At 71.1% G+C, this 26,573-nt stretch carries 23 protein-coding genes and 1 tRNA gene; 8 read left to right on the top strand and 16 right to left on the bottom strand.

The genetic code is table 11. From position 1 onward, the window contains the following. Positions 1–28 precede the first annotated feature (28 nt). Positions 29–772, bottom strand: coding sequence for a cinnamyl alcohol dehydrogenase (locus tag ACTWP8_RS30010; RefSeq protein WP_443325223.1), 744 nt, complete (start codon positions 770–772; stop codon positions 29–31). Positions 773–950: 178 nt separating this feature from the next. Here ACTWP8_RS30010 and ACTWP8_RS30005 point away from each other — a divergent pair, with 178 nt between their 5' ends. Then, the gene (locus tag ACTWP8_RS30005) at positions 951–2,309 is read left to right on the top strand and encodes an APC family permease (protein WP_443325222.1); all 1,359 of its coding nucleotides are present in this window, start codon (positions 951–953) and stop codon (positions 2,307–2,309) included. A 69-nt stretch (positions 2,310–2,378) separates the two neighbouring features. On the opposite strand, the gene ACTWP8_RS30000 is transcribed toward ACTWP8_RS30005, so the two are convergent. The 3 genes from ACTWP8_RS30000 to ACTWP8_RS29990 form a co-directional block, all read right to left on the bottom strand. Then, a complete protein-coding gene (locus ACTWP8_RS30000; protein WP_443325221.1) occupies positions 2,379–3,272 on the bottom strand; it encodes a MurR/RpiR family transcriptional regulator in 894 nt (297 codons plus the stop codon). Positions 3,273–3,319: 47 nt separating this feature from the next. Next, on the bottom strand, positions 3,320–3,472 hold the full coding sequence (locus ACTWP8_RS29995) for a hypothetical protein (protein WP_443325220.1): 153 nt from the start codon (positions 3,470–3,472) through the stop codon (positions 3,320–3,322). 161 nt (positions 3,473–3,633) lie between these two features. After that, positions 3,634–5,049, bottom strand: a complete 1,416-nt coding sequence (locus ACTWP8_RS29990; RefSeq protein WP_443325219.1) for an acyl-CoA synthetase — start codon at positions 5,047–5,049, stop codon at positions 3,634–3,636. 92 nt (positions 5,050–5,141) lie between these two features. Here ACTWP8_RS29990 and ACTWP8_RS29985 point away from each other — a divergent pair, with 92 nt between their 5' ends. Further along, positions 5,142–5,567 (top strand): hypothetical protein, encoded by a 426-nt coding sequence (locus ACTWP8_RS29985; RefSeq protein WP_443325218.1) that lies wholly within the window; start codon positions 5,142–5,144, stop codon positions 5,565–5,567. A gap of 453 nt (positions 5,568–6,020) precedes the next feature. On the opposite strand, the gene ACTWP8_RS29980 is transcribed toward ACTWP8_RS29985, so the two are convergent. After that, a complete protein-coding gene (locus ACTWP8_RS29980; RefSeq protein WP_443325217.1) occupies positions 6,021–7,409 on the bottom strand; it encodes a cystathionine beta-synthase in 1,389 nt (462 codons plus the stop codon). A gap of 203 nt (positions 7,410–7,612) precedes the next feature. Here ACTWP8_RS29980 and ACTWP8_RS29975 point away from each other — a divergent pair, with 203 nt between their 5' ends. The 3 genes from ACTWP8_RS29975 to ACTWP8_RS29965 all read left to right on the top strand — a co-directional run bounded on the left by ACTWP8_RS29975 (position 7,613) and on the right by ACTWP8_RS29965 (position 11,242). Continuing rightward, positions 7,613–8,656 (top strand): SGNH/GDSL hydrolase family protein, encoded by a 1,044-nt coding sequence (locus ACTWP8_RS29975; protein WP_443325228.1) that lies wholly within the window; start codon positions 7,613–7,615, stop codon positions 8,654–8,656. 203 nt (positions 8,657–8,859) lie between these two features. Then, positions 8,860–10,080 carry an acetyl-CoA C-acetyltransferase gene (locus tag ACTWP8_RS29970; protein WP_443325216.1) on the top strand — a complete coding sequence of 407 codons (1,221 nt, stop codon included), beginning with the start codon at positions 8,860–8,862 and terminating at the stop codon, positions 10,078–10,080. Between the two features lie 265 nt (positions 10,081–10,345). Further along, positions 10,346–11,242 carry a hypothetical protein gene (locus ACTWP8_RS29965; protein ID WP_443325227.1) on the top strand — a complete coding sequence of 299 codons (897 nt, stop codon included), beginning with the start codon at positions 10,346–10,348 and terminating at the stop codon, positions 11,240–11,242. Positions 11,243–11,307: 65 nt separating this feature from the next. Here the strand turns inward: ACTWP8_RS29965 and ACTWP8_RS29960 are convergent, their stop codons facing one another. Beyond that, positions 11,308–11,619 carry a hypothetical protein gene (locus tag ACTWP8_RS29960; protein ID WP_443325215.1) on the bottom strand — a complete coding sequence of 104 codons (312 nt, stop codon included), beginning with the start codon at positions 11,617–11,619 and terminating at the stop codon, positions 11,308–11,310. Between the two features lie 122 nt (positions 11,620–11,741). Between ACTWP8_RS29960 and ACTWP8_RS29955 the strand changes: the two genes are divergently transcribed. Further along, on the top strand, positions 11,742–11,972 hold the full coding sequence (locus ACTWP8_RS29955; RefSeq protein ID WP_443314005.1) for a DUF4287 domain-containing protein: 231 nt from the start codon (positions 11,742–11,744) through the stop codon (positions 11,970–11,972). A gap of 138 nt (positions 11,973–12,110) precedes the next feature. On the opposite strand, the gene ACTWP8_RS29950 is transcribed toward ACTWP8_RS29955, so the two are convergent. Continuing rightward, positions 12,111–13,010 (bottom strand): Bax inhibitor-1/YccA family protein, encoded by a 900-nt coding sequence (locus ACTWP8_RS29950; RefSeq protein WP_443325214.1) that lies wholly within the window; start codon positions 13,008–13,010, stop codon positions 12,111–12,113. Positions 13,011–13,154: 144 nt separating this feature from the next. Continuing rightward, positions 13,155–13,237 (bottom strand) — tRNA-Leu (locus tag ACTWP8_RS29945). Between the two features lie 374 nt (positions 13,238–13,611). Between ACTWP8_RS29945 and ACTWP8_RS29940 the strand changes: the two genes are divergently transcribed. Further along, positions 13,612–14,400, top strand: coding sequence for an ABC transporter ATP-binding protein (locus tag ACTWP8_RS29940; protein ID WP_443325213.1), 789 nt, complete (start codon positions 13,612–13,614; stop codon positions 14,398–14,400). 56 nt (positions 14,401–14,456) lie between these two features. Next, complete coding sequence (locus tag ACTWP8_RS29935; protein ID WP_443325212.1) at positions 14,457–16,997, top strand: ABC transporter permease; 2,541 nt, start codon at positions 14,457–14,459, stop codon at positions 16,995–16,997. Positions 16,998–17,085: 88 nt separating this feature from the next. Here the strand turns inward: ACTWP8_RS29935 and ACTWP8_RS29930 are convergent, their stop codons facing one another. From ACTWP8_RS29930 to ACTWP8_RS29895, 8 genes are all read right to left on the bottom strand, one after another. Beyond that, a complete protein-coding gene (locus ACTWP8_RS29930) occupies positions 17,086–18,402 on the bottom strand; it encodes a class I SAM-dependent methyltransferase (protein ID WP_443325226.1) in 1,317 nt (438 codons plus the stop codon). Positions 18,403–18,728: 326 nt separating this feature from the next. Beyond that, entirely contained in the window at positions 18,729–20,102 is a 1,374-nt protein-coding gene (locus tag ACTWP8_RS29925; RefSeq protein ID WP_443325211.1) for an NAD(P)/FAD-dependent oxidoreductase, read from the bottom strand. 355 nt (positions 20,103–20,457) lie between these two features. Beyond that, positions 20,458–21,423, bottom strand: a complete 966-nt coding sequence (locus ACTWP8_RS29920) for a Ppx/GppA phosphatase family protein (protein ID WP_443325210.1) — start codon at positions 21,421–21,423, stop codon at positions 20,458–20,460. A 46-nt stretch (positions 21,424–21,469) separates the two neighbouring features. Beyond that, a complete protein-coding gene (locus ACTWP8_RS29915; RefSeq protein ID WP_443325209.1) occupies positions 21,470–21,997 on the bottom strand; it encodes a DUF501 domain-containing protein in 528 nt (175 codons plus the stop codon). 84 nt (positions 21,998–22,081) lie between these two features. Continuing rightward, positions 22,082–22,555 carry an FtsB family cell division protein gene (locus ACTWP8_RS29910; protein ID WP_443325208.1) on the bottom strand — a complete coding sequence of 158 codons (474 nt, stop codon included), beginning with the start codon at positions 22,553–22,555 and terminating at the stop codon, positions 22,082–22,084. Positions 22,556–22,670: 115 nt separating this feature from the next. Next, positions 22,671–23,951, bottom strand: a complete 1,281-nt coding sequence (gene eno / locus ACTWP8_RS29905) for a phosphopyruvate hydratase (protein ID WP_443314013.1) — start codon at positions 23,949–23,951, stop codon at positions 22,671–22,673. 195 nt (positions 23,952–24,146) lie between these two features. Continuing rightward, on the bottom strand, positions 24,147–25,058 hold the full coding sequence (locus ACTWP8_RS29900) for a transglycosylase family protein (protein WP_443325207.1): 912 nt from the start codon (positions 25,056–25,058) through the stop codon (positions 24,147–24,149). 127 nt (positions 25,059–25,185) lie between these two features. Continuing rightward, on the bottom strand, positions 25,186–26,484 hold the full coding sequence (locus ACTWP8_RS29895; protein ID WP_443325206.1) for a cytochrome P450 family protein: 1,299 nt from the start codon (positions 26,482–26,484) through the stop codon (positions 25,186–25,188). Positions 26,485–26,573 lie beyond the last annotated feature (89 nt).

The raw sequence follows: 26,573 nt of genomic DNA, 5'->3' as shown, positions 1-26,573 counted from the left end.
GGTGGGCAGGGCGGCGGTGCGGATTCCGTCACTTGACCCAGTAGTGGATGTTGCGGAAGCGGGCCTCCGCCCTGCCCTCCCCGTGGTGGTAGACGCCGTTCTTGAAGTGCCGGGTCGCGGGACCCCGGTCGTCGGCCGTCAGCACCAGCTCGTCGTCGGCGTAGACCTGGATCCTTCCGGCGTCCGCGTCATGGGCGACCTTCAGGTTCCACCACGTGTCGTAGACACCCTTCTTGATGACCTGGCTGTCGTAGCGCTTGACGGTGCCGCCGTTCTCGTTGTGGATCCGCATCATGATGTCGGTCGCCGGCGTGCCCGCCGGGTGCTTGGCCCGCAGGATCTGCATGAAGTCGGCGCCGTCCGAGCCCGCCGGGATGTAGACGTCGGCGTCCCACATGTGCTTGCCCGAGGTGTACTCCTGGCGCCAGCGCATCTCGGTGCGCGGGTCGGTGCCGCTGCCCTGCTCGAAGGGCTCGTCGGTGGAGTACACCCACAGGGCGTGGGTCTTCGAGCCCGAGTCGTACCGGTAACGCTCGCTCAGGTCCAGGTTCCACGGCTTGTGCATCGAGTGGCTGAAGGACGCCCGTTCCCAGCCGTCCGTCGGATCCGCGGCCGGTGCGGCGGCCCCATCGGCGGGTGCGGGCGCACCCCCTTCTCCGGCGATGACGGGAGACTCCGCCGCGACGAGCGCCAGCCCGCCCAGCGCTGCGGCCGCTGCGACGGATGCCAGGATGCGGCGTTTGGACCTAACGGCTCCGCGGCGTGCGGACATGACGACTCCTCAGCGTGGGGGGATCGGGGTCAGTCCGGGCCGGCCGCGCCACTCAAGGGCTGGCCCAGACCAATGGGCAACGTAGTGGCGCTGGATTGTCATGTCTATACCAATGACTGGGCGCGAGTCCGCCGTGATGCCGGGTGACGCGGGGGCGCGAACGGGGTAGCCGCGTTCCATGCAGACCACGGACACCTCACCCGCCGAAGGCAGCGCTCCCGAAGACGGCACTCCGCTCAAGCGCGCGATCGGCACCAAGCTGATGATCCTGTTCGTCATCGGCGACATCCTCGGCACGGGCATCTACGCCACCACCGGCAAGGTCGCCGGGAAGATCGGCGGGGCGCTGTGGGTGCCATTCGCGATCGGCTTCGTCGTCGCGCTCCTCACGGCGGCCTCGTACGTGGAGCTGGTCGGCAAGTACCCGAGGGCGGCCGGGGCGGCGCTCTACACGCAGAAGGCGTTCAAGGTCCCCTTCCTGACCTTCATCATCGCCTTCATGGTGATGTGCTCGGGCCTGTCGTCCGCGAGCGCGGCCGCCCGCGCCTTCAGCGGCGACTACCTCCAGGAGTTCGTGGACATCCCGCCCACGCTCATCTCGATCCTCTTCATCCTTGCCCTCGCCTCGCTCGCCCTGCGCGGCGTCTCGGAGTCCGTGAAGACGAACGTGGTGCTGACGCTCGTCGAGCTGACCGGCCTGGTGGTCATCCTCTCCATCGGGGCGTGGGCCGTGGTCACGGGCGAGGGCGAGCCGTCGCGGCTCGGCGACTTCCACACCGACGGGTCGGGGTACGCGCTGCTCACGGGTGTCCTGGGCGCGACGGCGCTGGCGTTCTTCGCGTTCGTGGGCTTCGAGGACTCGGTCAACATGGCCGAGGAGACCAAGAACCCGGCGCACACGTTCCCCCGGGCCATCTTCCTCGGCGTCACGGTCACCGGCACGGTCTACGTCCTGGTCGGCTTCGTCTCCTCGCTCCTGGTCGACTACAAGGTGCTGGAGACGTCCTCCGGGCCGCTTCTGGAGGTCGTCAAGGCGAGCGGGCTCGACTTCCCGCCGAAGCTCTTCGCGCTCATCGCGCTGTTCGCGGTGACGAACTCGGCGCTCATCAACATCATGATGGCCTCGCGGCTCTGCTACGGGATGGCGAACGAGCGCATCCTGCCCCGCGGCATGGCCCGCGTCCTCCCGCGCCGCAGGACGCCGATCGTCGGCATCCTCTTCACCACCGCGATCGCGGTCGGCCTCGTCTCGACGGGCGAGATCGAGGGGCTCGGCGACACGACGGCCTTTCTGCTGCTGTGCGTCTTCGCGGTGGTCAACGTGGCCGTGCTGGTGCTCCGCAGGGACCGCGTCCCGCACGCCCACTTCCGTACGCCGACGGCCCTGCCCGTATTCGGCGCCATCACCGCCGTGATCCTGGCCAGCCCGCTGGCGGACCGCGCGGCGGACGTCTACATCCGGGCGGGCGTGCTGCTCGCGATCGGCATCGGGCTGTGGGGGGTCAACAAGCTGGTGCTGCGGGCGCGCGGAGAGTGAGGCGACGGGCCCTACGAGCCTGTACGCCCGTACGAGCGCGAACCGGCGGCAGTCATCACCGGCCCCGGGTCACTCCACGAACAACCCCCGTTCCGCCGCCTGTGCGTCGAACTCCTCCAGGCGCGCCTGGGCGTCGGGAATGGCGTCGCACATGGCCTCCAGGAGGGCCCGGCCGAGCAGCATCGGTGCGCACGCCGTGTCGAAGGCGAGGCCCGTGCCGACCGCCGCGGGCAGCAGCAGGTCGCTGTGCTTGGCGACCGGGGCGAAGGCGCTGTCGGCGACCGTCACCACCGTCAGGCCCGCCTCGCGCGCGTGGTCCAGGGCCTCGACGACCTCGCGCGGATGGCGCGGCAGCGCGAAGCACAGCAGCGCGCTCGCGCCCGCGCGGCGTGCCGCGTCGATCCGGTCGGCGAGCATCGTGCCGCCCTCGTCGAGAATCCGTACGTCCGGGTGCACCTTGGCCGCGAAGTAGCCGAAGCCACGCGCCTGCGCGGAGGCGGCGCGCAGCCCGAGCACCGGCAGCGGCCGGGAGCCGGCGAGCAGCCTGCCCGCGCGCTCGACCGGTGCCGGGTCGGCGAGCGCGGCCGCCAGGTGCCGCAGGTTCTCGATCTCGGCCTGCACCGCCTGCTGGTACTCGTTGTACGAGTCCGCGCCCGCCGTACGCTCCGCGGGCGCGACCTCCCGCAAGTGCCGCCGCAGCGCCGGGTATCCGTCGAAGCCGAGCGCGACCGCGAAGCGGGTCACCGACGGCTGGCTCACCCCGGCCAGCTCGGCCAGCTCGACGCTCGACAGGAACGGCGCGTCCGCCGCCCGCCGTACCATGCAGTGCGCGATGCGCCGCTGTGTCGGCGTCAGCCGGTGCCCCTCGAAGAGCTTCTGCAGCCGCGCGGACGCACTGGCCGTACGGCTGTCCCCGCCCCTGCCCGTACCGCCACCGCTGGTGCTGCTCTCCGCGTCGCTCATGTCCACGTCCTCCCGTCCGTCGTCGCGGAAACCCCGCGTCCCCCGGTTCACCGTTCGGCCAGTTCCGCGAACCGATCGAGCACCCCGGCCGCTCGCGGCCAGTCCCGCGCCCTGGACCGCGCGTCCGCGGCGAGCCCCCGTGCCTGCTGGTCGGGAACGTGCCGGGCGGCGTGGTCGGCCGGCCGTACAAAGTCGGTCACCGACAGGGCCCGGCGTCGAGGACGAAGGCGGCCGGGCTGCGGCCGGGTGCGTCCATCTATTCAGTCCCCAAGAACTCTGCATGAGCATATGCAAACCGGCGAGGGATGGCCAGTGATCACGTTCGACGCGGCAACCGGCCGCCCCCGCCGCGGGCGCCCCGTCACGCAGGCGGCAGCAGCTTCTTCTGCGGCTTGCCCATGGCGTTGCGCGGCAGCGCGCTGAGGAAGACGACGCGGCGCGGGCGCTTGTGGGCGGAGAGGTGGGCCGCCACGAAGTCCGTCAACTGCCGCTCCGTGACGCCCTCGTCGGCGACGACGTACGCGACGATCTCCTGGCCCAGATCGTCGTGCGGCGCGCCGACCACCGCCGCCTCGTGCACCGCAGGGTGGTCGAGCAGCGCGTTCTCCACCTCGCCCGCGCCGATGCGGTAGCCACCGGACTTGATGAGGTCGATGGAGGCACGGCCGACGATGCGGTGGGAGCCGTCGGGGTCGATCGCCGCGATGTCGCCGGTGCGGAACCAGCCGTCCTCGGTGAAGGAGGCGGCGGTCGCCTCGGAGCGGCCGAGGTAGCCACTGAAGAGCGTCGGCCCGGTCAGCTGCAGCTCGCCGATCCCGGCGTCTTCCTCGGTCGCGATGCGGGTGCTGATGCCGGGCAGCGGCGTGCCCACGTACCCCGGGCGGCGCTCGCCGCCCGCCCGCGCCGAGACGGTGATCAGAGTCTCCGTCATGCCGTAGCGCTCCACGGGACGGTGGCCGGTCAGCGCCTCCAGGTCCCGGAAGACGGGTGCGGGCAGCGGCGCGCTGCCCGAGACCAGCAGCCGGGCTCCGGCCAGCGCCCGCGCCGAGGTGGCATCGCGTACGACACGCCCCCACACCGTGGGGACGCCGAAGTAGAGCGTGCCGCCGGCCGCCGCGTACGCCTCCGGGGCCGGGCGGCCCGTGTGCACCAGGCGGCTGCCCACCCGTAGCGCGCCCAGCACGCCGAGCACCAGACCGTGCACATGGAACAGCGGCAGGCCGTGCGCGAGGGTGTCCTCCGGGGTCCACTCCCAGGCCGCGGCGAGCCCGTCCAGGTCGGCCGCCACCGCGCCCCTCGGGATCAGCGCGCCCTTGGGCGCCCCGGTCGTGCCCGAGGTGTAGAGGATCAGGGCCGTGGTGTCGGGCCCCGGCTCCGGCTTCGTCCAGGATCCGCGCTCGGAGAGATCGACCGGTACGGATTCCATGCCCGGCGCCACAGGCTCCGAGCCCTCGGCCGCGTGCCCGTGCCCCGCCGCGCTCAGCAGCAGCTCGGCGCCCGAGTCGCGCAGGATGTGGTCGCGCTCGGCCGGGCCCGAGTCCGGCGGCAGCGGCACCACCGGCACCCCGGCCAGCAGGCCGCCGACCACCGCCGCGACCGTCTCGAGCGACGCCTCGGCCCGCACGGCGGCCGCGGAGGCCCCCGCGATACGGACCGCGACCGCGGCCGCCGCGCCCGCCAGCCGCTCGCGCGAGCAGGGCCGCCCCGCGACGGTGATCGCGTCGGCTCTGTCATCGCCGTACGGCCCGGTCAGGGACGGCAGCAGAACGTCGGACACGGGCGCTCCTTCTCCTCGGGGGGCCGGCCCCCACTTCGCTTCGGGGGTTACCCCTACCGACACCTTCCATCCGTGACCGTAGCGTGAAGGACATGGAGGCCCGCGACCCCGAGCTGAAGAAGGAACTCGACGCGACCCTGCAAGCTCGCAAGGAGCTGGGGCCGGAGTACGAGTCGGAGCTCGTCGACTCGTTCCTGGAGAAGGTCGGTCAGCGGGTGGACGGGACGATCGACCAGCGGATGCGCAGGCAGCTCGCCGAACACCGGATGGTGGTCGCCCGGGGCGCGCGGCCGCCCGGAGCGGCCGCAGGCGGCGACACCTTCGGGGAGCGGTTCGGCTTCGGCATCATTTCGCTCATCCTGGCCGTGCCGCTGTCGGCGATCGGCGCGGCGCACGAGGGCCTGCCCGGCCTGGTCGTCTCCTGGCTGGGCATCTTCGGCGTGAACGCCGTGCACGCCATGGGCCGGATGCCGTGGCAGCTGCGCCGCCGGAAGTCCGCGGGCGGCGACGGGGACTGAGCCATCGGGGCCCGCGGGAGGCCACGGGACACCACAGGGCCGACCGAGAGGGAACCGAGCCGACGGGGACCCGGCCGAGGGGGAAATGACGACCGGGCGGCCCGTATCCGCAGATCACGGGCCGCCCGGCTGTGAGATGTGCGCGGGGACCGCCGCACCCCGGCCGGGCCGGGGGCGGGACGACGGCGGTCCCCGCGAAGGACGCGTGCCGGGTCAGGGCCGGTCTTCCACGTCCGAGGCGACCAGGAGGTCCGGGAGCCGCTCCGGAGGTCCATGGCGCCGTTCTCGGGTGTCGGTTCGTTCACTCGCTTTCGCTTGCTCGCTGCCGCTGTTCCCTTGCCGACGTCCTCTAATGTGCCGGACCCTTGTTAAGTCCGTGCTGCGCGCGCGTGACGCATACGTACCAGTTCTCCGTCGGTGGGGTGGACGGCGCCAACGGCCCTGCCGCACGCGTCACTTGGCCGTGGTCTTGGCCAGGAACGCCAGCAGGTCCTGCCTGCTCACCACGCCCGTCGGCTTGCCCTCCACCAGCACGATCGCCGCGTCCGCGCCCTCCAGCACGGTCATCAGATCCGCGACCTGCTCGCCCGAGCCGACCTGCGGCAGCGGCGCGGACATGTGCTTCTCGAGCGGGTCGGTGAGCGTCGCGCGCTGGGTGAACAGCGCGTCCAGCAGCTCGCGTTCGACGACCGAGCCGATGACCTCCGCGGCCATGACGTCCGGATGTCCCGCGCCCGGCTTCACGATCGGCATCTGCGAGACGCCGTACTCGCGCAGCACCTCGATGGCTTCGCCCACCGTCTCGTCCGGGTGCATGTGGACCAGCGAGGGCAGCGCGCCCTCCTTGTACGCCAGGACGTCGGCGACGCGGGCCGCGGGCTCGCCCTCCTCCAGGAAGCCGTAGTCGGCCATCCAGTCGTCGTTGAAGATCTTCGAGAGGTAGCCGCGGCCGCTGTCGGGCAGCAGCACGACCACGACGTCGTCCGGGCCGAGCCCCTTGGCGACCTTGAGCGCCGCGACGACCGCCATCCCGCAGGAGCCGCCGACCAGCAGGCCCTCCTCCTTGGCGAGCCGGCGGGTCATCTGGAAGGCGTCCTTGTCGGAGACCGCGACGATCTCGTCCGTCACCTCGGGGTCGTACGCGGTCGGCCAGAAGTCCTCGCCGACGCCCTCGATGAGGTACGGCCGCCCGGAGCCGCCGGAGTAGACGGAGCCCTCGGGGTCCGCGCCCACGATCCGTACCCGCCCGTCCGAGACGTCCTTCAGGTAGCGGCCGGTGCCGGTGATGGTGCCGCCGGTGCCCACGCCCGCCACGAAGTGGGTGATCTTCCCCTCGGTCTGCTCCCAGAGTTCGGGGCCTGTCGACTCGTAGTGCGACCGCGGGTTGTTCGGGTTGCTGTACTGGTCGGGCTTCCAGGCGTTCGGTGTCTCCCGCACCAGCCGGTCCGAGACGTTGTAGTACGAGTCGGGGTGCTCGGGGTCGACGGCGGTCGGGCAGACGACGACCTCGGCGCCGTAGGCCCGCAGCACGTTGATCTTGTCGGTGGAGACCTTGTCCGGGCACACGAAGATGCACTTGTAGCCCTTCTGCTGGGCCACGATCGCCAGGCCCACACCGGTGTTGCCGGAGGTCGGCTCGACGATGGTGCCGCCGGGCCGGAGTTCGCCCGACTGCTCCGCGGCCTCGATCATCCGCAGGGCGATGCGGTCCTTCACCGAGCCGCCGGGGTTGAAGTACTCGACCTTGGCCAGGACGGTCGCCTGGATCCCCTTGGTCACGCTGTTGAGCCGCACCAGCGGGGTGTTGCCGACGAGCTCAATCATCGAATCGTGATACTGCACGACGTTCTCCAGGTCAGGCGGGGTCTCCGCGGTTCGGCCGGACAGCCGTGCTCGTACTGCCGGTGCGACCAGCCTATTCCGCCGGGAACCCGGCGGACCCGCCGTATGGGGACGGGGGGAGTTGCGGGGCGGTCCACAACGGGCAACCAGTCAGTAGCAGGGCGTACGAGCGAGTGCGGCGGGAGGCGGGCCGGCAGATGTCGATGTCGATGTCGAGGGCGAGGGTGGCACGGCGGATCGCGGCCGCGGCGGCGTACGGCGGCGGCGGGATCGGGCTGCTGGGCGGGGCCGCGGTCGGGCTGCTGCTGACCGAGGTGCAGTTGGCGAGGCGGTCCGTGGGCGGCTCGGGCGACGCGCCGCCGAACGCGGACGGGCGGTACGGGGCGGTGTTCGCGCGCCACTCGGGGCAGCGGCCGCTCCGGCTCGCTCTCGCCGGGGACTCGACAGCAGCAGGGCAGGGCGTGCACCGCCCCCGGCTGACGCCGGGGGCACTTCTCGCGTCGGGTCTTGCGGCCGTCGCGGAGCGGCCGGTTGACCTGCGGACGGTGGCGCTGCCGGGTGCGCAGTCGGACGACCTGGAGCGGCAGGTGACGATGCTGCTCGCGGACAGCAGCCTGGTCCCGGACGTCTGCGTGATCATGATCGGCGCGAACGACGTCACGCACCGCATGCCGCCGGCGCGCTCGGTGCGGCTGCTCGCGGACGCGGTGCGGCGGCTGCGCCAGAGGAACTGCGAAGTGGTCGTGGGGACCTGCCCGGACCTGGGCACCATCGAGCCGGTCTACCAGCCGCTGCGCTGGGTGGCCCGGCGGCTGAGCCGCCAGCTGGCGGCGGCGCAGACGATCGGGGTGGTCGAGCAGGGCGGCCGTACGGTCTCGCTGGGCGACCTGCTCGGCCCGGAGTTCGCCGCCAACCCCCGCGAACTTTTCGGCCCGGACAACTACCACCCGTCGGCGGAGGGCTACGCGACGGCCGCGATGGCCGTCCTGCCGACGCTGTGCGCGGCGCTGGGCCTGTGGCCGGAGGCCGAACGGCCGGACGCGGCGCGGCGCGAGGGCATCCTGCCGGTCGCGGAGGCGGCCGCCCAGGCGGCTTCGGAGAGCGGCACGGAGGTCGCCGCGGCGGCCCCGGTCGGAATCCGCGGACCGTGGGTGCTGCTGAAGCACCGCCGCCGTCGGCGCCTGCCCACCGGCGAAGCGGCCACGGCGGAGGCGGAAGCGGAAGCGGTCCGCGACACGAAGTCGTAGCCCTTCGGGCGTCGCGGAGTCATACTGGTAGCGAGCACTGAGCAAGCGCTTAGAAAAGAGGCCCTCATCACAGCACACAGGCCGTGACCTCTCGGCATACGTACGGGTAACTTCCCACACAGTCCTGCCGAACCTCCCGTCCGCCGCCCGACCACCGCCCCTCAACGAGGCGCTCTGCGCCGCACCTTCCCTCTGGAGCCGTGATGCCCGAAGCCGTGATCGTCTCTGCCGCCCGCTCGCCGATCGGACGGGCCTTCAAGGGTTCCCTCAAGGACGTCCGCCCAGACGATCTGACCGCCGAGATCGTCGCTGCCGCGCTCGCCAAGGTTCCGGAGCTGGACCCGCGCGACATCGACGACCTGATGCTCGGCTGCGGCCTCCCGGGCGGCGAGCAGGGCCACAACCTGGGCCGGATCGTCGCCGTGCAGATGGGCATGGACCACCTGCCGGGCTGCACGATCACCCGCTACTGCTCCTCGTCCCTGCAGACCTCCCGCATGGCGCTGCACGCCATCAAGGCGGGCGAGGGCGACGTGTTCATCTCCGCGGGCGTCGAGACGGTCTCGCGCAGCGTCAAGGGCAACTCCGACACGCTGCCCGACACCCACAACCCGCTCTTCGCCGAGGCCGAGGCCCGTACCGCGGCGCGCGCCGAGCAGGAGGGCGCGGACTGGCACGACCCGCGCGAGGACGACCTGATCCCCGACCCGTACATCGCGATGGGCCAGACCGCCGAGAACCTGGCCCGCCTGAAGGGCATCACCCGCCAGGACATGGACGAGTTCGGCGTCCGGTCCCAGAACCTCGCCGAGGAAGCCATCAAGAACGGCTTCTGGGAGCGCGAGATCACCCCGGTCACGACCCCCGACGGCACGGTCGTCGCCAAGGACGACGGGCCGCGCGCCGGCGTGACGCTCGAGGGCGTGCAGGGCCTGAAGCCCGTCTTCCGGCCCGACGGCCTGGTGACCGCGGGCAACTGCTGCCCGCTGAACGACGGCGCCGCCGCGCTGGTCATCATGTCCGACACCAAGGCGCGCGAGCTCGGTCTGACCCCGCTGGCGCGGATCGTGTCCACCGGCGTCTCCGGCCTCTCCCCCGAGATCATGGGCTACGGCCCGGTCGAGGCGTCCAAGCAGGCGCTCGCCCGCGCCGGTCTCGGCATCGGCGACATCGACCTGGTCGAGATCAACGAGGCCTTCGCCGCGCAGGTCATCCCCTCGTACCGCGACCTGGGCATCGACCTCGACAAGCTGAACGTCAACGGCGGGGCCATCGCCGTCGGCCACCCCTTCGGCATGACGGGCGCCCGGATCACCGGCACCCTCATCAACTCCCTCCAGTTCCACGACAAGCAGTTCGGCCTGGAGACGATGTGCGTGGGCGGCGGCCAGGGCATGGCCATGATCATCGAGCGGCTGAGCTGACACCACGGGGCTTACGGCACACCGGCCCCATCAACCACACCGGGCCCAGCCACCACCGGGTCGTGACCGAATCTCCCCCAGGATGTGATGTATGTCCTGGGGGACTTCGTTTCAGCAGGTCAGGATGGCTGGGAGGGGAATCGGGAGCACCGGGGGTCTGCCCATTTCGTGATGTTTTGCACTGACAGCGGGCAGCGGTCCACGACAACCTGTTGTAGGAATTCGGAGGACCTCTTTCAATCCCGGGAGTACGTCAGTGAGCGCCATGTCCCTTGCCCTGCTGCTGGCGGCTGCCACGGCCGCGGCCGTGGGCGCCGCCGCCCTGCACGCTGCTCATGGGCTGCGCAAGCAGCTCACCGCTCTGCGTGCCGAGCTCGCCACCTCGGACCGGGCGGCAGCCGCCTCCGTACCCGCCGCCCGGACGACGCCCGCCGAGGAGATACGCGCCGCCGTCGCCGACGCACTCGCCGAGGAGCGGGAGCGGGAGCTGGCCGAGGCCCGCGCGTTCTGGGCCGCCCAGGAGGCGCGCGACGCCGCGGACGCGCCTCCGATGCTGGGCAGCCCGGGCTCACTGGGCGACGAGGTCCCGGTGTATCTGCCGCGCCAGGCCGACTTCGCGGGCCTGGAGCCGGCACTGGGCGCCGAGGTCGCCGAGGTCCTGGAGAGCATCGACGCCGTGGACGCCTCCATCGAGGCGTACGAGCAGGGCCTGGCCGCGGGGAGCCCGGCCGAGGGCGGCGGCCCGGCGGAGGCCGAGGAGTCGCCGGAGCTGGCCGCCGCCCGCCGCCGCCATCCCTCGCACCCGGCCAACTCCCACGATTCAGGCGGCTCGCCCACGGTGCCGCCGGCCCTCGTCGGCCACGACCGCACCATGTCCCGGCTCGAGAAGCTGGCCGAGGACGCCACCCCGCTGAGCGACGTGCGCCCCGGCCCGCTCGGCACGCTCGACGTCTACGTCTTCGCGGACGGCACGACGATCTGCATGACCCCGGGCCACCGCGAGACGGCGGAGCAGCTGGCTCAGGCGCTCCGCGAGGGCAAGGAACCCGTACTGCTGGGCGGTTCCGGCATTTCAGGCGCTTACGCCCTGACCTTCGCATACGGCGATGAGCATGAGGAGAGCGTCTATATCCTCGCGGACCGGGTCATCGCCTCGCTCTGACCCCGCCCGTCGAACGGAAATCCGGCGCATTTCCGACGACACCCACCGGCCGGCGCGGACCCGGACTAGATGCGGTCGGCCGCTTTCTCGACGAATGCCACGGCCTCTGCCAGATCCTCGGCAGAGGCCGTACGCAAGGCTTCGGCCAAATCGTGTCCGGCGACCGCGACCTGGTCCGCAACCGCGAACATCCCCGCGTCCGGCATCGGCCAGGGCTCCTCGCCGGGGAACTCCAGGCGGTGCGCCCGCGCCGCCAACTCCCTCGCCAGCGCCAGTCCTTCCGCCGCGGCGCCGCGCTGCAGCCTGCTCTGCGGAGCCGCCCGCAGCCGGTCGGCGATTCGGTCCACGGCGGCCACCAAGGGCGTCACATCGAGCACGGCGCGAGCCTATGCGCCGACCCCTGCCTGTTGCCAACAGGCGAACACTCAGGCACGGTGTCGTGAAGGACCACTCCTGGGCCAGGTGAATGACCCAGCAATGGACGCGTCCGGAGGCGCCGATGTCCCAAGTCTTCTCCGAAGAGACCCACCGGAACCTGCTCTCCCGTATCCCCCAGTGCACCGGCCGTGAAATCTCCGACTGGCTTCGCACCGTCGACGAAGGCCCCGCCCTCTTCCGTTTCGAGGAGAAGGTCAACTGGCTGCGCGGCGCGCACAACCTCGCGTACGGCCACGCGAAGGCGATCATCCACGAGTACGACCTGCGGCGCGCCGCGCGAAAGTTGCTCTAGCAGCGCCCGCGCACACCGCCCGAGCGAGAAGGCCGAAGGGCCCGGAGGCGGCGCCTCCGGGCCCTTTGCGGTGGTCCGTGCAGTGGCAGTGTCCGTGCGGACCCCGCACCGTCTCCGTGCGGACCCCTGTGCGGACGGTCAGTCGCCGCGCAGGATCGAGATCAGGCGCAGCAGCTCCAGGTAGATCCACACCAGGGTCATGGTGAGGCCGAAGGCCGCCAGCCAGGACTCCTCGCGCGGAGCGCCGTACGCGACGCCGTCCTCGACCTGCTTGAAGTCCAGGGCCAGGAAGCAGGCGCCGAGGATGACGCCGACCATGCCGAAGAGGATGCCGAGGCCACCGCTGCGGAAGCCGAGGCCGTCACCGCCGCCGAAGGCCATGAACAGCAGGTTCACCGCGGTCAGCAGCACGAAGCCGATCGCGGCGGCCATCACATAGCGGTAGAAGCGCCGGTTGACCCGGATCAGCCGGGTCCTGTACGCGATCAGCACGCCGACGAAGACCGCCATCGTGCCCAGCACCGCCTGCATCGGGGCGCCCGCGAACCGCTCGTTGATCGCGCCGCTCAGCGCACCGAGGAAGAGGCCCTCGAAGCCCGCGTACGCCAGGATCAGCGGCGGCGAGGGCCGGCGCTTGAACGCCTGGACCAGACCCAGGACCATCGCGACGAGACCGCAGACCACGGCGAGCCCGAGCGGCATCTCCATGAGCCATGCGACGGCCGCGCCCACGACGACGGTGCCCAGGGTGATGCCGGTCCGCATGACGACGTCGTCCATCGTCATCCGGTCGGTCAGCGGCGGCGCTGCCGGCGGCGCGCCCTGCGCGTACGGATCGGCGGTCTGGGCGTACGGGTTGCCGGACGGCTGCTGCGCGTACGGGTTACCAGGCTGCTGTGCGTACGGGTTGCCGGTGGCGTACGGGTTGCCCTGCTGAGCGGCGGCGGGGCCCCCGGCCTGCTGCGCCGCGTTGAAGCCCGCGAAGCCGTTGTCGCGGCTGAATCCCCGTCGCGAGAAGACCGGGTTGCTGCTCCTCATCTCACTCCTCCATGGCCGCCGGGCGCGACCTTGCCACAAGAGTAATGGGTGGGCAAAGAATGCACCCTAGTACCAGAGGAGGATCTTAGAGAAGAGAGGGCGAATCGCCGGGGGCCGTGGAGTGCGCGCCCGGGGGATTACGGGTGCCCGGAGCCGGACTTGAACCGGCACGGCCCTTAAGGCCAGTGAGGTTTAAGCTCACCGTGTCTGCATTCCACCATCCGGGCAGGGTCCCGGACCTGCGGTCCCCCCAGGGCGCATCCAGAGCCTATCCGGGTCGATCCCCCGAACTGCGGGCGGACAGACCGATGTTGTCTTATTTTATTGGCAACTGAGGGTGCGTCAGACAAGCGGTACCTGCGGTAGGCACATGCCTGGGCGGTTGCGCACGTGCATCTGCACGGGCCCGGGAATGACGGAAAGTCGTCGCCCTTCTCAGGGGTGCCCCAGGGCCGCCGTCATCCCCAGGTAGGACCCGGCGGCGCCGGGCTACCTCCCAGGGCTGCCCCGGGAACGGGAACGTGGACTGATCCTGACGGGGCTTCCGGCCACCACGATGGAAGCCGACCATCCGGACCACGTCCCGACAGGAGACAGACCCGTGCCCCTCTCCCCCACCGGCTTCCCGACCGCCGCCCGCGCCACCACCACCGCGGTGGCCGCCCGCGCCTCGGACCTGACGAAGGTGTACGGCCAGGGTGAGACCCAGGTGGTCGCTCTGGACAGCGTGTCCGTCGAGTTCCGGCAGGCCGAGTTCACCGCGATCATGGGTCCTTCCGGCTCCGGCAAGTCGACGCTGATGCACTGCGTCGCGGGCCTCGACTCGATCTCCTCGGGCTCCGCGCGCATCGGCGAGACCGAGCTCACGGCGCTGAAGGACAAGCAGCTCACCCGCCTGCGCCGGGACAAGGTGGGCTTCATCTTCCAGGCATTCAACCTACTGCCGACGCTGAACGCGCTGGAGAACATCACCTTGCCGATGGACATCGCCGGCCGTAAGCCCGACCGTGCGTGGCTGGAGAAGGTCATCGGCACAGTCGGCCTGTCCGGGCGGCTGAAGCACCGGCCGACGGAGCTGTCGGGCGGTCAGCAGCAGCGCGTGGCCGTGGCCCGGGCGCTGGCGGGCCGGCCCGAGATCATCTTCGCGGACGAGCCGACCGGCAACCTCGACTCGCGCTCCGGCGCCGAAGTTCTGGGCTTCCTCCGCAACTCCGTCCGGGAGCTGGGCCAGACCATCGTGATGGTCACCCACGACCCGGTCGCCGCGGCGTACGCGGATCGCGTCGTCTTCCTCGCCGACGGCCGGATCGTCGACGAGCTGTACGGGCCGACGGCCGACGCCGTCCTGGACCGTCTGAAGGCGTTCGACGCCAAGGGCCGGACCAGCTGAGCCGGCGCCCACGACCGACCACCACCGGCCCCATCTCCCAGGACTGACACAAGCCCATGTTCCGTACTGCCGTGCGCAATGTGCTCGCACACAAAGCCAGGCTGCTGATGACCGTGCTCGCCGTCATGCTCGGCGTCGCGTTCGTCTGCGGCACGCTGGTCTTCACCGACACCATAGGCGAGGCCTTCAAGAACAAGTCGGCCAAGAGCTTCGACAAGGTCTCCGTCGCCATCCAGTCCACCAACTCCTACGCCGAGCCGTTCGACACCGGCCAGGAGGCGAAGCAGGACCCCGTACTCACCGACCGGCTGCTGAAGAGGATCGAGGACCTGCCGGGCGCCGAGTCCGCGACCGGCACCATCTCCGGCTTCACCGCACTCGCCGACAAGGACGGCAAGCTGGTCGGCCAGGGCTGGGGCAGCAGCGGCGCCAACTACTACCCCGGCGCCGGTGGCGAGGACTACCGCTACAGCTTCACCGACGGCCGGGCTCCCCAGGCCGCCGACGAGATCGCCATCGACAGCCGCACCGCCGAGCGCACCGGCTACAAGACCGGCGACACCGCGCGCGTGTCCACCGACGGCCCGGTGATGAAGCAGAAGATCACCGGCGTCTTCGACACCGACGACGGCAGCGTCGCGGCCGGCGGCAGCCTCGTCCTCTTCGACAACGCCACCGCCCACAAGGTCCTCGGCACCCGGGGCGAGTACCACGAGATCACCGTCCAGGCCGCCCCCGGCACCTCCGACGCCGCGCTCAAGACCGCGGCCGAGAAGATCCTGCCGAAGGACACCGAGGTCACGACCGGCAAGGTGCTGGCGGACGAGCAGGCCGAGCAGATCGCCGAAGAGACGAAGCAGTTCGGCCAGGTGTTGCTGTACTTCGCCGGAATCGCCTTGTTCGTCGGCGTCTTCATCATCGCCAACACCTTCACCATGCTGGTCGCGCAGCGCACCAAGGAGCTGGCCCTGCTGCGCGCGGTCGGCGCGTCCCGCCGCCAGGTGACCCGCTCGGTCCTCCTGGAAGCGCTGATCGTCGGCCTGGTGGCCTCGGTGACCGGCTTCGTGCTCGGCCTCGGCATCGCCGTCGGGATGCGCTCGGGCCTGGGCGCGTTCGGCGCCTCGCTGCCCGACGGCCCGCTCGTCATCGCCCCGAGCACCGGCGTCTACGCCTTGCTGGTCGGCGTCATCGTGACCATGCTCGCCGCGTGGCTGCCCGGCCGGCGGGCGGCGAAGATCCCGCCGGTCGCGGCGATGAACAGCGTGCACGCCACACCCACCACCCGCAGCCTCGTCGTACGCAACAGCATCGGCTCGGTCATCACCGCACTCGGCGCGGCCCTGCTCTTCAAGGGTGCCTCGGGCTCGGGGAACAAGTACCTCGCGGGCGGTGCGCTGTTCATCCTCATCGGCGTCATCGTGCTCACGCCGCTGCTGTCCCGCCCGGTCATCGCGGCCGCGGCCCCGCTGCTGCACCGCTTCGGCGTCTCGGGCAAGCTGGCCCGGCAGAACGCGGTCCGCAACCCGCGCCGTACGGCCGCCACCGCCGCCGCGCTGATGATCGGCCTCACCCTCATCACCGCGATGACGGTGCTCGCCACCTCCATGCAGGGCGCCATCAACAAGATGGCCGTGGGCTCCCTGAAGTCCGACTACACCGTCAGCATGGCCAACTTCACCCCGCTGTCCCCGGACGTGCGCAGGAAGCTGGACACACTGCCCGACGTCGAGACGAGCAGCCCGCTGCGCACGGCGTACGGCGAGGCCGACGGCGTCTCCACGGAGATCTCCGGCGTGGACCCGGAGTCCATCGACGACCTGCTCGGCCTCGAGTTCAGCAGCGGCTCGTTCGACGGCCTGACGGGGAACGGCGCGCTGGTCGACCAGAGGACGGCCGACCGCAAGAACCTCAAGGCGGGCGACAGTTTCCCGTTCAGGTTCGAGGACGGGAAGACCACGACCCTGAAGGTCGCCGGGGTGTACGAGGGCAACGACATGATCCAGGGCCTCTTCGTCCCCGCCCCCGTCGTTGACAAGCACCTCGACAAGGTCGCGGACCGGCAGGTGCTGGTGAAGATGAAGGGCGGCGCGTCCGACGCGGCCGAGGACACCCTCGTCAAGGCCCTGGGCGGGAACCCGGCCATCGAGGTCAAGGACAAGCAGGCCACCAGCGACGAGATCGGCAAGCAGATCAACCTGGTGCTGAACATGCTGTACGGGCTGCTGGCGATGGCCGTGCTGATCGCGGTGCTCGGAGTGGTCAACACCCTGGCCATGTCGGTCTTCGAGCGGAAGCACGAGATCGGGATGCTGCGGGCGATCGGCCTCGACCGGGCGAAGGTCAAGCGGATGGTCCGGCTCGAGTCGGTCGTGATCTCGCTGTTCGGCGCGGTGCTGGGGATCGGCCTGGGAATCTTCCTCGCCTGGGCGGCCGGGACGTCCATCGCGAAGTCGGTCTCGACATACGCGATGACGATCCCGTTCGACCGGATCGCGGTCTTCCTGGTCCTGGCGGGCCTCGTCGGCGTACTGGCCGCGCTGTGGCCGGCACGGCGGGCGGCCAAGCTCAACGCCCTGGAGGCCATCAAGGCGGAGTGATCTCCCCGGCCCCATTCGTGATCTCGCCCGCCCGGGCTCAGTGCGCCCGGGCGGGCGGGGTCATGGCTGCGGTGGGGCTGGCGGGGGGCTAGCGCCGCCAGTCCCTGGTGCGAAGGGGGATTCCGGACGTGCCGGACTCCGGGGTGCGGACGGCCAGGATCTGGTTGACACCGATCCGGTTCCGCTCGAAGGAGACCGCGGAGGCGGCCATGTAGAGCTTCCAGACGCGGGCCCGCCCCGGGGAGCTGAAGCGCACGGCCTCGGCCCAGTTCGCCTCCAGGTTCGCCACCCACTGGCGCAGCGTCAGCGCGTAGTGCTCGCGGATGGCCTCCACGTCGCGCACCTCGAATCCGGCCTCCTCCAGGAGCGAGACCGTGGTGCCGACGGGCGCCAGCTCCCCGTCGGGGAAGACGTACGCATCGATGAACTCGTCGACGTGGTAGCGCTCTTCGTTCCCCGGGTCCAGCGGGCGCCGCGCGATCTGGTGGTTGAGCAGCCGCCCGCCGGGCTTCAGCAGGGAGTGCAGGCTCGCCGCGTACTCCCGGTACTGGGCGGAGCCGACGTGCTCGGCCATGCCGATGGAGGAGATCGCCTCGTACGGGCCGTCGCGCACGTCGCGGTAGTCCTGGACCCGGATCTCGACCCTGTCGGTGAGGCCCTCGTCGGCGATGCGCTTGCGGGCGTACGCGGCCTGCTCGGTGGAGAGCGTGACGCCGACGGCCGCCGCGCCGTACTCGCGCGCCGCGTGCAGCACCATCGAGCCCCAGCCGCAGCCGACGTCCAGCAGCCGGTCGCCCGGCTTCAGCGCGAGCTTGCGGCAGATGAGGTCGAGCTTGGCGCGCTGGGCGTCCTCGAGCGTCGACCCGTCCTCCCAGTAGGCGCAGGAGTAGACCATGGACGGGCCGAGCACCCGCTCGTAGAAGTCGTTGCCGACGTTGTAGTGGTGGCTGATGGCGGCCCTGTCGCGGCGCGGGCTGTGCAGAACGCCGCGGCGGCGGCGCACCTCTTCGCGGGGCGGGGCCGGCGGGAGGCCGGCACCGGCGAGGACGATCAGCTCGCGGGCGGCGGCGCGCAGCCCGGGGTCACGCAGGGCGGCGACAGTGGTGAGGGCGCTCCGGCCCTTGCCGGTGGCCGGATTGCGCTCCCAGAAGAGGCCGGCGAGCCGGTCGAGCGCCTCGTACACGTCGCCCTCGATATCGAGTTCGCCGGCGACCCAGGCACGGGCGAGGCCGAGCTCACCGGGCCGCCACAGCAGGCGGCGCAGGGCGCGGCGGTTGCGGACGACGAGGGTGGGGGCGCCTGGCGGGCCTGCCTCGCTGCCGTCCCAGGCGCGGATGCGGACGGGGAGCGGGGCTCCCAGCAGTTCCTCGGCAAGAGCGGTGAGCCGCGGCGCGGCTTCGGCCATGTCGTACACCTCCATGACGGCGGAATCGACGGGGAGGACCTTCACCTACGTAAACCCAACGGACACGTTTCGCAGTCCAGTTCTCACGTAAGAGAACGGTAAAACCCGCAAATATCCATACGCCACGGTGCGGTGGTGAAACACCGGAAAGGGGTCCGCACCACCCCTCACCTCGCCGGGGAGGCCGCTCCACGCCGGGAGTTCGCCTGGTCGGCGCCGGGTCGGCGGAACAGCCTGGCAGACCGGCCGGAAACACCCGAAAGGGCGCCCGCACCACGGATGGCGGGCGCCCTTTCGGGATCAGGTGAGTACGACCTCGGCTGCGGTCAGCCGGCCTTGGCCTTCTCCGACTTGCCGGCCGGGGCCGGGGCCGCGGAGACCGGGCGGGCGGCCTCGTAGAACTCCTCGCGCGGGTTCTCCATCGCGCCGAGCGAGACGACCTCGCGCTTGAGGAACATCGCAAGCGCCCAGTCCGCGAAGACCCGGATCTTCCGGTTCCAGGTCGGGACCGCGAGGCCGTGGTAGCCGCGGTGCATGTACCAGGCGAGGCGGCCCTTGAGCTTGATCTTGGCTTTGCCCAGGACGATCATCGCGACGCCCTTGTGCAGCCCGAGACCGGCGACCGCACCCTTGTTGGCGTGCTTGTACTCCTGCTGCGGGAAGCCCCGCATGCCGGAGATCACGTTGTCGCCGAGGATCCTGGCCTGGCGCAGCGCGTGCTGGGCGTTCGGCGCGCACCACTTGCCCTCGCCCGCGGCGAGGTCCGGGACCTGGGCGTTGTCGCCCGCGGTCCAGATGTAGTCCGTGCCCTTGACCTGGAGCGTGGGCTCCGCGTCCACGTGGCCGCGCGGGCCGAGCGGCAGGCCGAAGCGGGCCAGCGCCGGGTTCGGCTTGACGCCCGCGGTCCACACGATCGTGCTGGAGTCGACCTCGAGCCCGTTCTTGAGCACCACGTGGCCGTCGACGCACGACTCCATCGACGTGTTCAGGTAGACCTCGATGCCGCGCTTCTTGAGGTGCTCCAGGCCCCACGTGCCGAGCTCGGGGCCGACCTCCGGGAGGATCTTGTCGGCGGCGTCGACGAGGACGAAGCGCATGTCCTCGCGCTTCACGTTCGTGTAGTACTTGGCGGCGTCCCGCGCCATGTCCTCGACCTCGCCGATGGTCTCCGCACCGGCGAAGCCACCGCCCACGAAGACGAAGGTCAGCGCCTTGCGGCGGACGTTCTCATCGGTGGTCGAGTCGGCCTTGTCGAGCTGCTCGAGGACGTGGTTGCGCAGGCCGATGGCCTCCTCCACGCCCTTCATACCGATGCCCTGTTCGGCCAGGCCGGGGATCGGGAACGTGCGGGAGACGGCGCCGAGGGCGACGACCAGGTAGTCGAAGGGCAGCTCGTAGGCCTCGCCCACGAGCGGCGCGATCGTGGCCACCTTGCGGTCCTGGTCGATGGTGGTGACGCGGCCGGTGAGGACCTCCGCCTTGGGGAGCACGCGTCGCAGGGGGACAACGACGTGGCGAGGGGAGATGCTGCCGGCGGCAGCTTCGGGAAGGAAGGGCTGGTACGTCATGTACGAGCGCGGATCGACGACCGTGACGGTCGCCTCGCCGTACCGCATCTTCTTGAGGATGCGGCGCGCCGCGTACAGGCCTACGTACCCACCGCCTACTACGAGGATCCTGGGACGCTCCGTGGTGCTCATGTTTCGAGTATCCAGCACCCCCCATAGGGGTGCTCGTGAGCCCCTTCACAAGCATCCCCGGCACCTCTGCTACACTCCGCCGCCGCCGTGACCGAGGCCATAGCGCGGGCGGGGGACCACGGTATAGGGGAGGGCATCGAGTACGGCCCCTGAACTGGCCTTGTGGACAGCCGTACGACTGGACCGCCGGCACCGTACACGGGGCCGCAACACCCTAGAAACGGCGCGTCCCTGCGATTGAGCGGCCGGACGGGACGTTTACCCGGGCTTTGGGAGCCCCCGAGGCCGCCATCGGCCCACTTTTTCATGTGAAGAGTTTCACGAAGTTTTTTCGGCGGGGGCCCGGGACGGCCTCTCAGACCAGGCTCCAGGCGATGCCGTCGAGGATGTCGTGCTCGCTGACGACCACCTCCCGGGCCCCGGTCCGCTCCATGACCGACAGCAGAACGAGGGCTCCCGCGGCGATCACATCCACCCGGCCCGGGTGCATCACCGGGATCGCGGCGCGCTCGGCGTGCGTCGAGGACAGCAGGTTCCCGGTGATCTCCCGGACCTGGTCCAGGGAGATCCGCGAGTGGTGGATCGCGGCCGAGTCGTAGGCGGAGAGGCCGAGGGCGATGGCCGCGACGGTCGTGACGGACCCGGCGAGCCCGACGAGGGTGCGCGCCCCGGAGAGCGGCACGGTCTCCTCGGCGAGGTCCAGGGCCGCGGCGATGTCCGCCTCTATGGCGGTGACCTGGCCGAGCGTCGGGGGGTCGCTGATGTGCCCGTCCCGTACGAGATGACGCTCCGTCATCCGGACACAGCCGATGTCGACGGAGCGCGCGGCCCGCACGTGGTCGTCCCCGACGACGAACTCGGTCGAGCCGCCGCCGATGTCGACCACCAGATACGGCTTCTCGAAGTGGTCCCGGCCCGCCAACTCCTTGGTGGCGCCGGTGAAGGAGAACTCCGCCTCCTGGTCGCCGGTGATCACCTCCGGCTCGACACCGAGGATGTCCACCACGCCGCGCACGAAGTCCTCGCGGTTCTCGGCGTCGCGGGAGGCGGAGGTGGCGACGAACCGGGTGCGGTGGGCGCCGAGTTCGCGGATGACTTCCGCGAACTCGCGGCAGGCGGCGAAGGTGCGGTCGAGCGCCTCGGGCGCGAGCCGCCCCGTGCGGTCGACGTCCTGGCCGAGGCGCACGATCGTCATCCGCCGGTCGAGCTCCTTGAGATCGCCGGTGGCGCCCGCGCCGGAGGCGCTATCGAGCACAGTGACGTCCGCCACGAGCAGGCGGATCGAGTTGGTGCCGCAGTCAACGGCCGCGACGCGTGTCATGCGCACTCCTGCAATCGTCGGGGGGCGGGGGCGGGGCCGGGGAGCATCACGCTTCGCCGGTGCACGGGGTCACGCAGGGGCCCTTGCGCCACCACTCGGGCAGCATCGCGATGGCCTCGTCCCCGAGGGGGTTCACCCCGGGGCCCGCGGCCAGGGAGTGCCCGACCAGGACGTGCAGGCACTTCACCCGGTCCGGCATGCCGCCCGCGCTCGGGAAGCCCTCGAGCACCTCGATGGCGTCCCGGCGCCGGATGTAGTCCTCGTGCGCGGCGCGGTAGGCGGCGGCCAGCTCCGGGTCCTCCTTGAGCCGGGCCGTCATGTCCTTCATGACGCCGTCCGCCTCCAGCGTGCCGATGGCGGAGGCGGCGCGCGGGCAGGTCAGGTAGTAGAGCGTCGGGAAGGGAGTGCCGTCCTCCAGGCGCGGCGCGGTCTCCACCACGTCGGGCAGCCCGCAGGGGCAGCGGTGCGCGGTGGCGCGCAGCCCGCGCGGCACGCGGCCCAGCTGCTCGCCGATCGCCTCGATGTCGGCGTCGGTGGGCGGGGTGGGGTCGGTCTGGGGAGGGGGCGTTTCCATGCCTGCGGGGGTTCTCTTCTTCGGCTCGGATCGGTTCGGTCAGGGGGCGGTTCGGGTCGGTTGTCGGCCGGGAGCGGACCTGGCTCAGTCGCGGGCGTCGACGCGGTCGACGCCGTCCCAGAGGTTGCTGTACCAGGCGCGGTCGGCCCTGCCCTGTTCCTTGGGGCGGCTGCTGTCGTACGTACTGCCGTCGACCACGGTGTAGCCGGTCTCGCCCGGCCTTATGAAGTGCAGGTGCTCGCGCGCCTTCCGCTCCACGTACGCCGGGTCCTGCCAGCGCGCCTTCTCGTCGCGCAGCTTCTCCACCGCCTTGCGCGCCTGCTCAGCCTGCCGCTGCTGCTCGGCGATCTCCGAGCGCTGGGACACCCACTGCCGCATGGGGTAGGCGAGGGCGACGACGAGCGAGCAGACGACGAGCGCGAGCAGCGCGGCGCGGCCGGTGAGCCGGCTGCGGCGCGGGGCTCTGCGGGCCTGGGCCCGGTAGACCCGGGCGGCCGCCTGCTCGCCGAGCGCCTTGAGCCTGGTCGCGGTGGAGAAACGCTCCCGGTCCGCGCCCACGTCGCCTCCCTGCTGTCACGAACGTACGTCCCCGGCCACGGTACGGGACCGCCGCCGGGGACGTACGAAGGACTGGCTGCCTTTGAGCTCAGCCGCGGGGCTCAGCCCGTGCGGCTCAGCCCTTGAAGCGGGGGAACGCGCTGCGGCCCGCGTACACCGCCGCGTCGTCGAGGATCTCCTCGATGCGCAGCAGCTGGTTGTACTTGGCGACGCGCTCGGAGCGCGCCGGGGCGCCGGTCTTGATCTGGCCGCAGTTGGTGGCGACGGCCAGGTCGGCGATGGTGACGTCCTCGGTCTCGCCGGAGCGGTGGGACATCATGCACTTGAAGCCGTTGCGCTGGGCGAGCTCGACGGCGTCGAGGGTCTCGGTCAGGGAGCCGATCTGGTTGACCTTGACCAGCAGGGCGTTGGCCGTGTTGTTCTCGATGCCGCGGGCGAGGCGCTCCGGGTTGGTGACGAACAGGTCGTCGCCGACCAGCTGGACCTTGTCACCGAGCTGCTCGGTGATGGTCTTCCAGCCGTCCCAGTCCTCCTCGTTCAGCGGGTCCTCGATGGAGACCAGCGGGTACGCCTCGACCAGCTCGGCGTAGTACGCGGTCATCTCGGCGGCGCTGCGGGACTTGCCCTCGAACTCGTAGGAGCCGTCCTTGTAGAACTCGGTGGCGGCGACGTCGAGCGCGAGCGCGATGTCCTGGCCGGGCTGGAAACCGGCCTTCCTGATGGCCTCGACGATCAGGTCGAGGGCGTCGCGGTTGGAGTCGAGGTTCGGGGCGAAGCCGCCCTCGTCGCCGAGGCCGGTGGACAGGCCCCGCTCCTTCAGGACGGACTTCAGGGTGTGGTAGACCTCGGCGCCCCAGCGCAGGGCCTCGGAGAAGGACTCCGCGCCCACGGGCGCGATCATGAACTCCTGGATGTCCACATTGGAGTCGGCGTGCGAGCCGCCGTTGAGGATGTTCATCATCGGGACCGGCAGCAGGTGGGCGTTCGGTCCGCCGAGGTAGCGGAAGAGCGGCAGGTCGGACGCCTCGGAGGCGGCGTGCGCGACGGCGAGCGAGACGCCGAGGATGGCGTTGGCGCCGAGCGAGGACTTGTCCGGGGTGGCGTCCAGGTCGAACATCGCCTGGTCGATCAGCCGCTGCTCGGTGGCGTCGTACCCGACGAGCTCCGGGCCGATCTGCTCGATGACGGCGAGCACGGCCTTCTCCACGCCCTTGCCGCCGTAGCGGTTCTTGTCACCGTCGCGGAGCTCGAGGGCCTCGAACGCTCCGGTGGAGGCACCGGAGGGGACGGCGGCACGACCGGTGCTGCCGTCGTCGAGGCCGACCTCGACCTCGACGGTGGGGTTGCCTCGCGAGTCGAGGATCTCCCGGGCTACGACGACGTCGATGGACGGCACGAGCATCTCCTTCTGGGATGTGACGCTGGAATCGCAGGGACTGTGGATCTCTGTGGATCGCTGTCTCTGCGGCACGAGCCTAACCGCCCCCGGGGCATCGGTTGGCCTTCGCCCGCCCGGCGAGACGAAAAGGCCCCCAAAGGTCCGCAAAGCGGACCTTTGGGGGCCTTGAGCGCGGGCTCGTACGGGCGGGACTCAGCTCAGCTGTAGCTGCTGGCCCGGGTGGATCAGGTCCGGGTCGCCGCCCACGACCGCCTCGTTCGTCTCATAGAGCGCGGGCCAGCCACCGTCGAGCGAGTGCTCTTCGGCGATCTCCGACAGGCTGTCGCCCGGCCGGACGGTGTAGTCGCCGCCCTTCCCGGCGCGGCCGGAGTCGCCGCCGCGGGAGGCGTGCCCCCCGTCCTCGCGGCCCTCGGCGCCCGCACCGGCGTCGCCGCCCCTGCCGTCCTGGAGTTCCTCGTCCGCGGGCTTGCCGCGGTGCTTGCCGGTGCCGGAGCCCTCGGCCGGGGTGGAGGCGCCGGACCCGTCGGGCTTCTCGTACGAGCCCCCGGAAGGCTCGCCGGAGTCCGCACTGCCGCCCGTACGGTCCTCCGTACGGCCGTCCGAGCCGCTGCCGCTCGCGCCGTCGGCCTCGTCCCGACCGTCGGTGGGCGCCTGGTCCCCGGAGTCGGGCACGAGGGAGTCGGCCGTCCCCGGGAGATCGATACCGGGGTTCACGTCCGGGTCGGCGCCGTCCTCGGTGAGCCCCGCGTTCGTCGCGCAGTTGGGCCACGCCTCGGGGCCCTCGACGGCGAGCACCTTCTCGGCGACGGATATCTGCTGGGCGCGGCTGGCGAGGTCGGCGCTCGGCGCGTAGTCGCGGCCGCCGTACTGCTCCCAGGTCTCCTGGGTGAACTGCAGCCCGCCGAAATAGCCGTTGCCGGTGTCGGCGCTCCACATGCCGCCGCTCTCGCACTGCGCGACCCGGTCCCAGGTATCGGTGTCCGCGGCCTGAGCGCCGCTCGCGGCCAGCAGCGGCATGGCGATCGCCGAGCCGGTCACCCCTGCCGCGACGAAGATGGCCGGAGCTTGACGGGGGCGGCGGTGCCGACCGGTCCCGGAGCGCATGCGATTGCCTTTCGTGCGACAGGTGGTGCAAGAGGTGCGGGGCTGCGGCATGAAAGTAGCGAGACCGAACTGCTGTCACAAGTCGATGTAGTGGAGATCACGCGAAGATCACGAAATTGAACGCTGCTCACACTTCATGGGGCCGAACGGGGCTGAACTCCACAGGAAGCGTGCGCAATCCACGCATGATGAGCCCGCCGCGCCAGCGCAAATCGGCAGGTTCCACCGCGAGTCGCAGGTCGGGAAGGCGGCGGAGGAGCGTGGCGAGGGCCGCCTGCGCCTCCAGTCGGGCGAGCGGTGCACCCAGGCAGTAGTGGATGCCGTGGCCGTATCCCAGGTGCGGGTTGTCGCGCCGGCCGAGGTCGAGTGTGTCGGGGGCCGCGAAGCGGTCGGGGTCGCGGTCGGCGGCGGCGAGGACGACGAGTACGGGGTCGCCGGTGGCGATGCGCTGCCCGCCGATGGTGAGGGGCTCGGTGGCGAACCGCCAGGTGGCGAGCTCCACCGGCCCGTCGTAGCGCAGCAGCTCCTCGACTCCGGTCGCGAGGAGCGTCTCGTCGCCCGCGGCGAGGGCCTTGTGCAGCCGCTCCCGCTGCTCCGGGTTGCGCAGCAGCGCGTACGTCCCGTTCCCGATCAGGTTGACCGTCGTCTCGAACCCGGCGAACAGCAGGATGAACGCCATCGCCGCGGCCTCGCCCTCGGTCAGGTGCTCGCCGTGATCACTGGCCCGGATCAGTCCGGAGATCAGGTCGTCGCCGAGGTCGGCGCGCTTGCGGTGGATCAGCTCGGCGAGATAGCCGCGCATCTTCTTCACCGAGCGGGCCACCCCGCCACGCGGCCCGCCGCCGTGGCCTCCTCGGGGGCCCGGGGGTCGTCCCCCGGAATGTCGCAGCATCATGCCCGCCCAGTCGCGGAAGTCGTCCTGGTCCTCGGCGGGAACGCCCAGCATGTCGCAGATCGCGTAAATGGGCAGGGGAAAGGCGAACTCATGGATGAGATCGGCTTCGCCCCGCTCCGCGAAGGCGTCGATCAGCCGGTCGGTCAGCTGCTGCACGCGCGGCGCGAACTCCGCGACCCGGCGCGGTGTGAACGCCTTCGATACGAGGCGGCGCAGGCGGGTGTGGTCGGGCGGGTCGATGTTCAGCAGATGCGTCATCAGCTCGGCGCCGCGCTCGCCGGGAATGCCCACCTTTCCCTTGGCGTGGGCTCTTTCGCTGTGGTGCACGGGGTTCTTGCTGAGCCGCTGTTCCGCGAGCGCCTGCCGCGCGTCGGCGTACCGCGTGACCAGCCACGCCTCGACCCCGCTGGGAAGCGTGGTCCTGTGCACCGGGGAGTGCTCGCGCAGCCAGGCGTACGCGGGGTACGGGTCGGCGGCGAACTCCCACGTGAAGAGCGTGGGCGAGGTGGGGGCAGTGGAGTCGTCGTGCACCCTTCGACCGTAACCGGCCTGCTCCAGGGCAAGGGATCCGCTTCATCTTTGCCTGTTGTCTCCTGGGAGCCACATGCCGGGGCCGGGGT

Source organism: Streptomyces sp. 7N604, from assembly GCF_052245475.1.
GTDB lineage: Bacteria > Actinomycetota > Actinomycetes > Streptomycetales > Streptomycetaceae > Streptomyces.
The sequence above is the reverse complement of the archived record's forward strand: the minus strand, read 5'-3'. Positions and strand labels throughout refer to the sequence as shown.

What these genes read in the sequence shown, in the direction of transcription:
- ACTWP8_RS30010 (WP_443325223.1), bottom strand. Translation starts at nt 772, where the DNA reads ATGTCCGCACGCCGCGGAGCCGTTAGGTCCAAACGCCGCATCCTGGCA.
- ACTWP8_RS30005 (WP_443325222.1), top strand. Translation starts at nt 951, where the DNA reads ATGCAGACCACGGACACCTCACCCGCCGAAGGCAGCGCTCCCGAAGAC.
- ACTWP8_RS30000 (WP_443325221.1), bottom strand. Translation starts at nt 3,272, where the DNA reads ATGAGCGACGCGGAGAGCAGCACCAGCGGTGGCGGTACGGGCAGGGGC.
- ACTWP8_RS29985 (WP_443325218.1), top strand. Translation starts at nt 5,142, where the DNA reads ATGGAGGCCCGCGACCCCGAGCTGAAGAAGGAACTCGACGCGACCCTG.
- ACTWP8_RS29975 (WP_443325228.1), top strand. Translation starts at nt 7,613, where the DNA reads ATGTCGATGTCGAGGGCGAGGGTGGCACGGCGGATCGCGGCCGCGGCG.
- ACTWP8_RS29970 (WP_443325216.1), top strand. Translation starts at nt 8,860, where the DNA reads ATGCCCGAAGCCGTGATCGTCTCTGCCGCCCGCTCGCCGATCGGACGG.
- ACTWP8_RS29965 (WP_443325227.1), top strand. Translation starts at nt 10,346, where the DNA reads ATGTCCCTTGCCCTGCTGCTGGCGGCTGCCACGGCCGCGGCCGTGGGC.
- ACTWP8_RS29955 (WP_443314005.1), top strand. Translation starts at nt 11,742, where the DNA reads ATGTCCCAAGTCTTCTCCGAAGAGACCCACCGGAACCTGCTCTCCCGT.
- ACTWP8_RS29950 (WP_443325214.1), bottom strand. Translation starts at nt 13,010, where the DNA reads ATGAGGAGCAGCAACCCGGTCTTCTCGCGACGGGGATTCAGCCGCGAC.
- ACTWP8_RS29935 (WP_443325212.1), top strand. Translation starts at nt 14,457, where the DNA reads ATGTTCCGTACTGCCGTGCGCAATGTGCTCGCACACAAAGCCAGGCTG.
- ACTWP8_RS29930 (WP_443325226.1), bottom strand. Translation starts at nt 18,402, where the DNA reads ATGGCCGAAGCCGCGCCGCGGCTCACCGCTCTTGCCGAGGAACTGCTG.
- ACTWP8_RS29925 (WP_443325211.1), bottom strand. Translation starts at nt 20,102, where the DNA reads ATGAGCACCACGGAGCGTCCCAGGATCCTCGTAGTAGGCGGTGGGTAC.
- ACTWP8_RS29920 (WP_443325210.1), bottom strand. Translation starts at nt 21,423, where the DNA reads ATGACACGCGTCGCGGCCGTTGACTGCGGCACCAACTCGATCCGCCTG.
- ACTWP8_RS29915 (WP_443325209.1), bottom strand. Translation starts at nt 21,997, where the DNA reads ATGGAAACGCCCCCTCCCCAGACCGACCCCACCCCGCCCACCGACGCC.
- ACTWP8_RS29900 (WP_443325207.1), bottom strand. Translation starts at nt 25,058, where the DNA reads ATGCGCTCCGGGACCGGTCGGCACCGCCGCCCCCGTCAAGCTCCGGCC.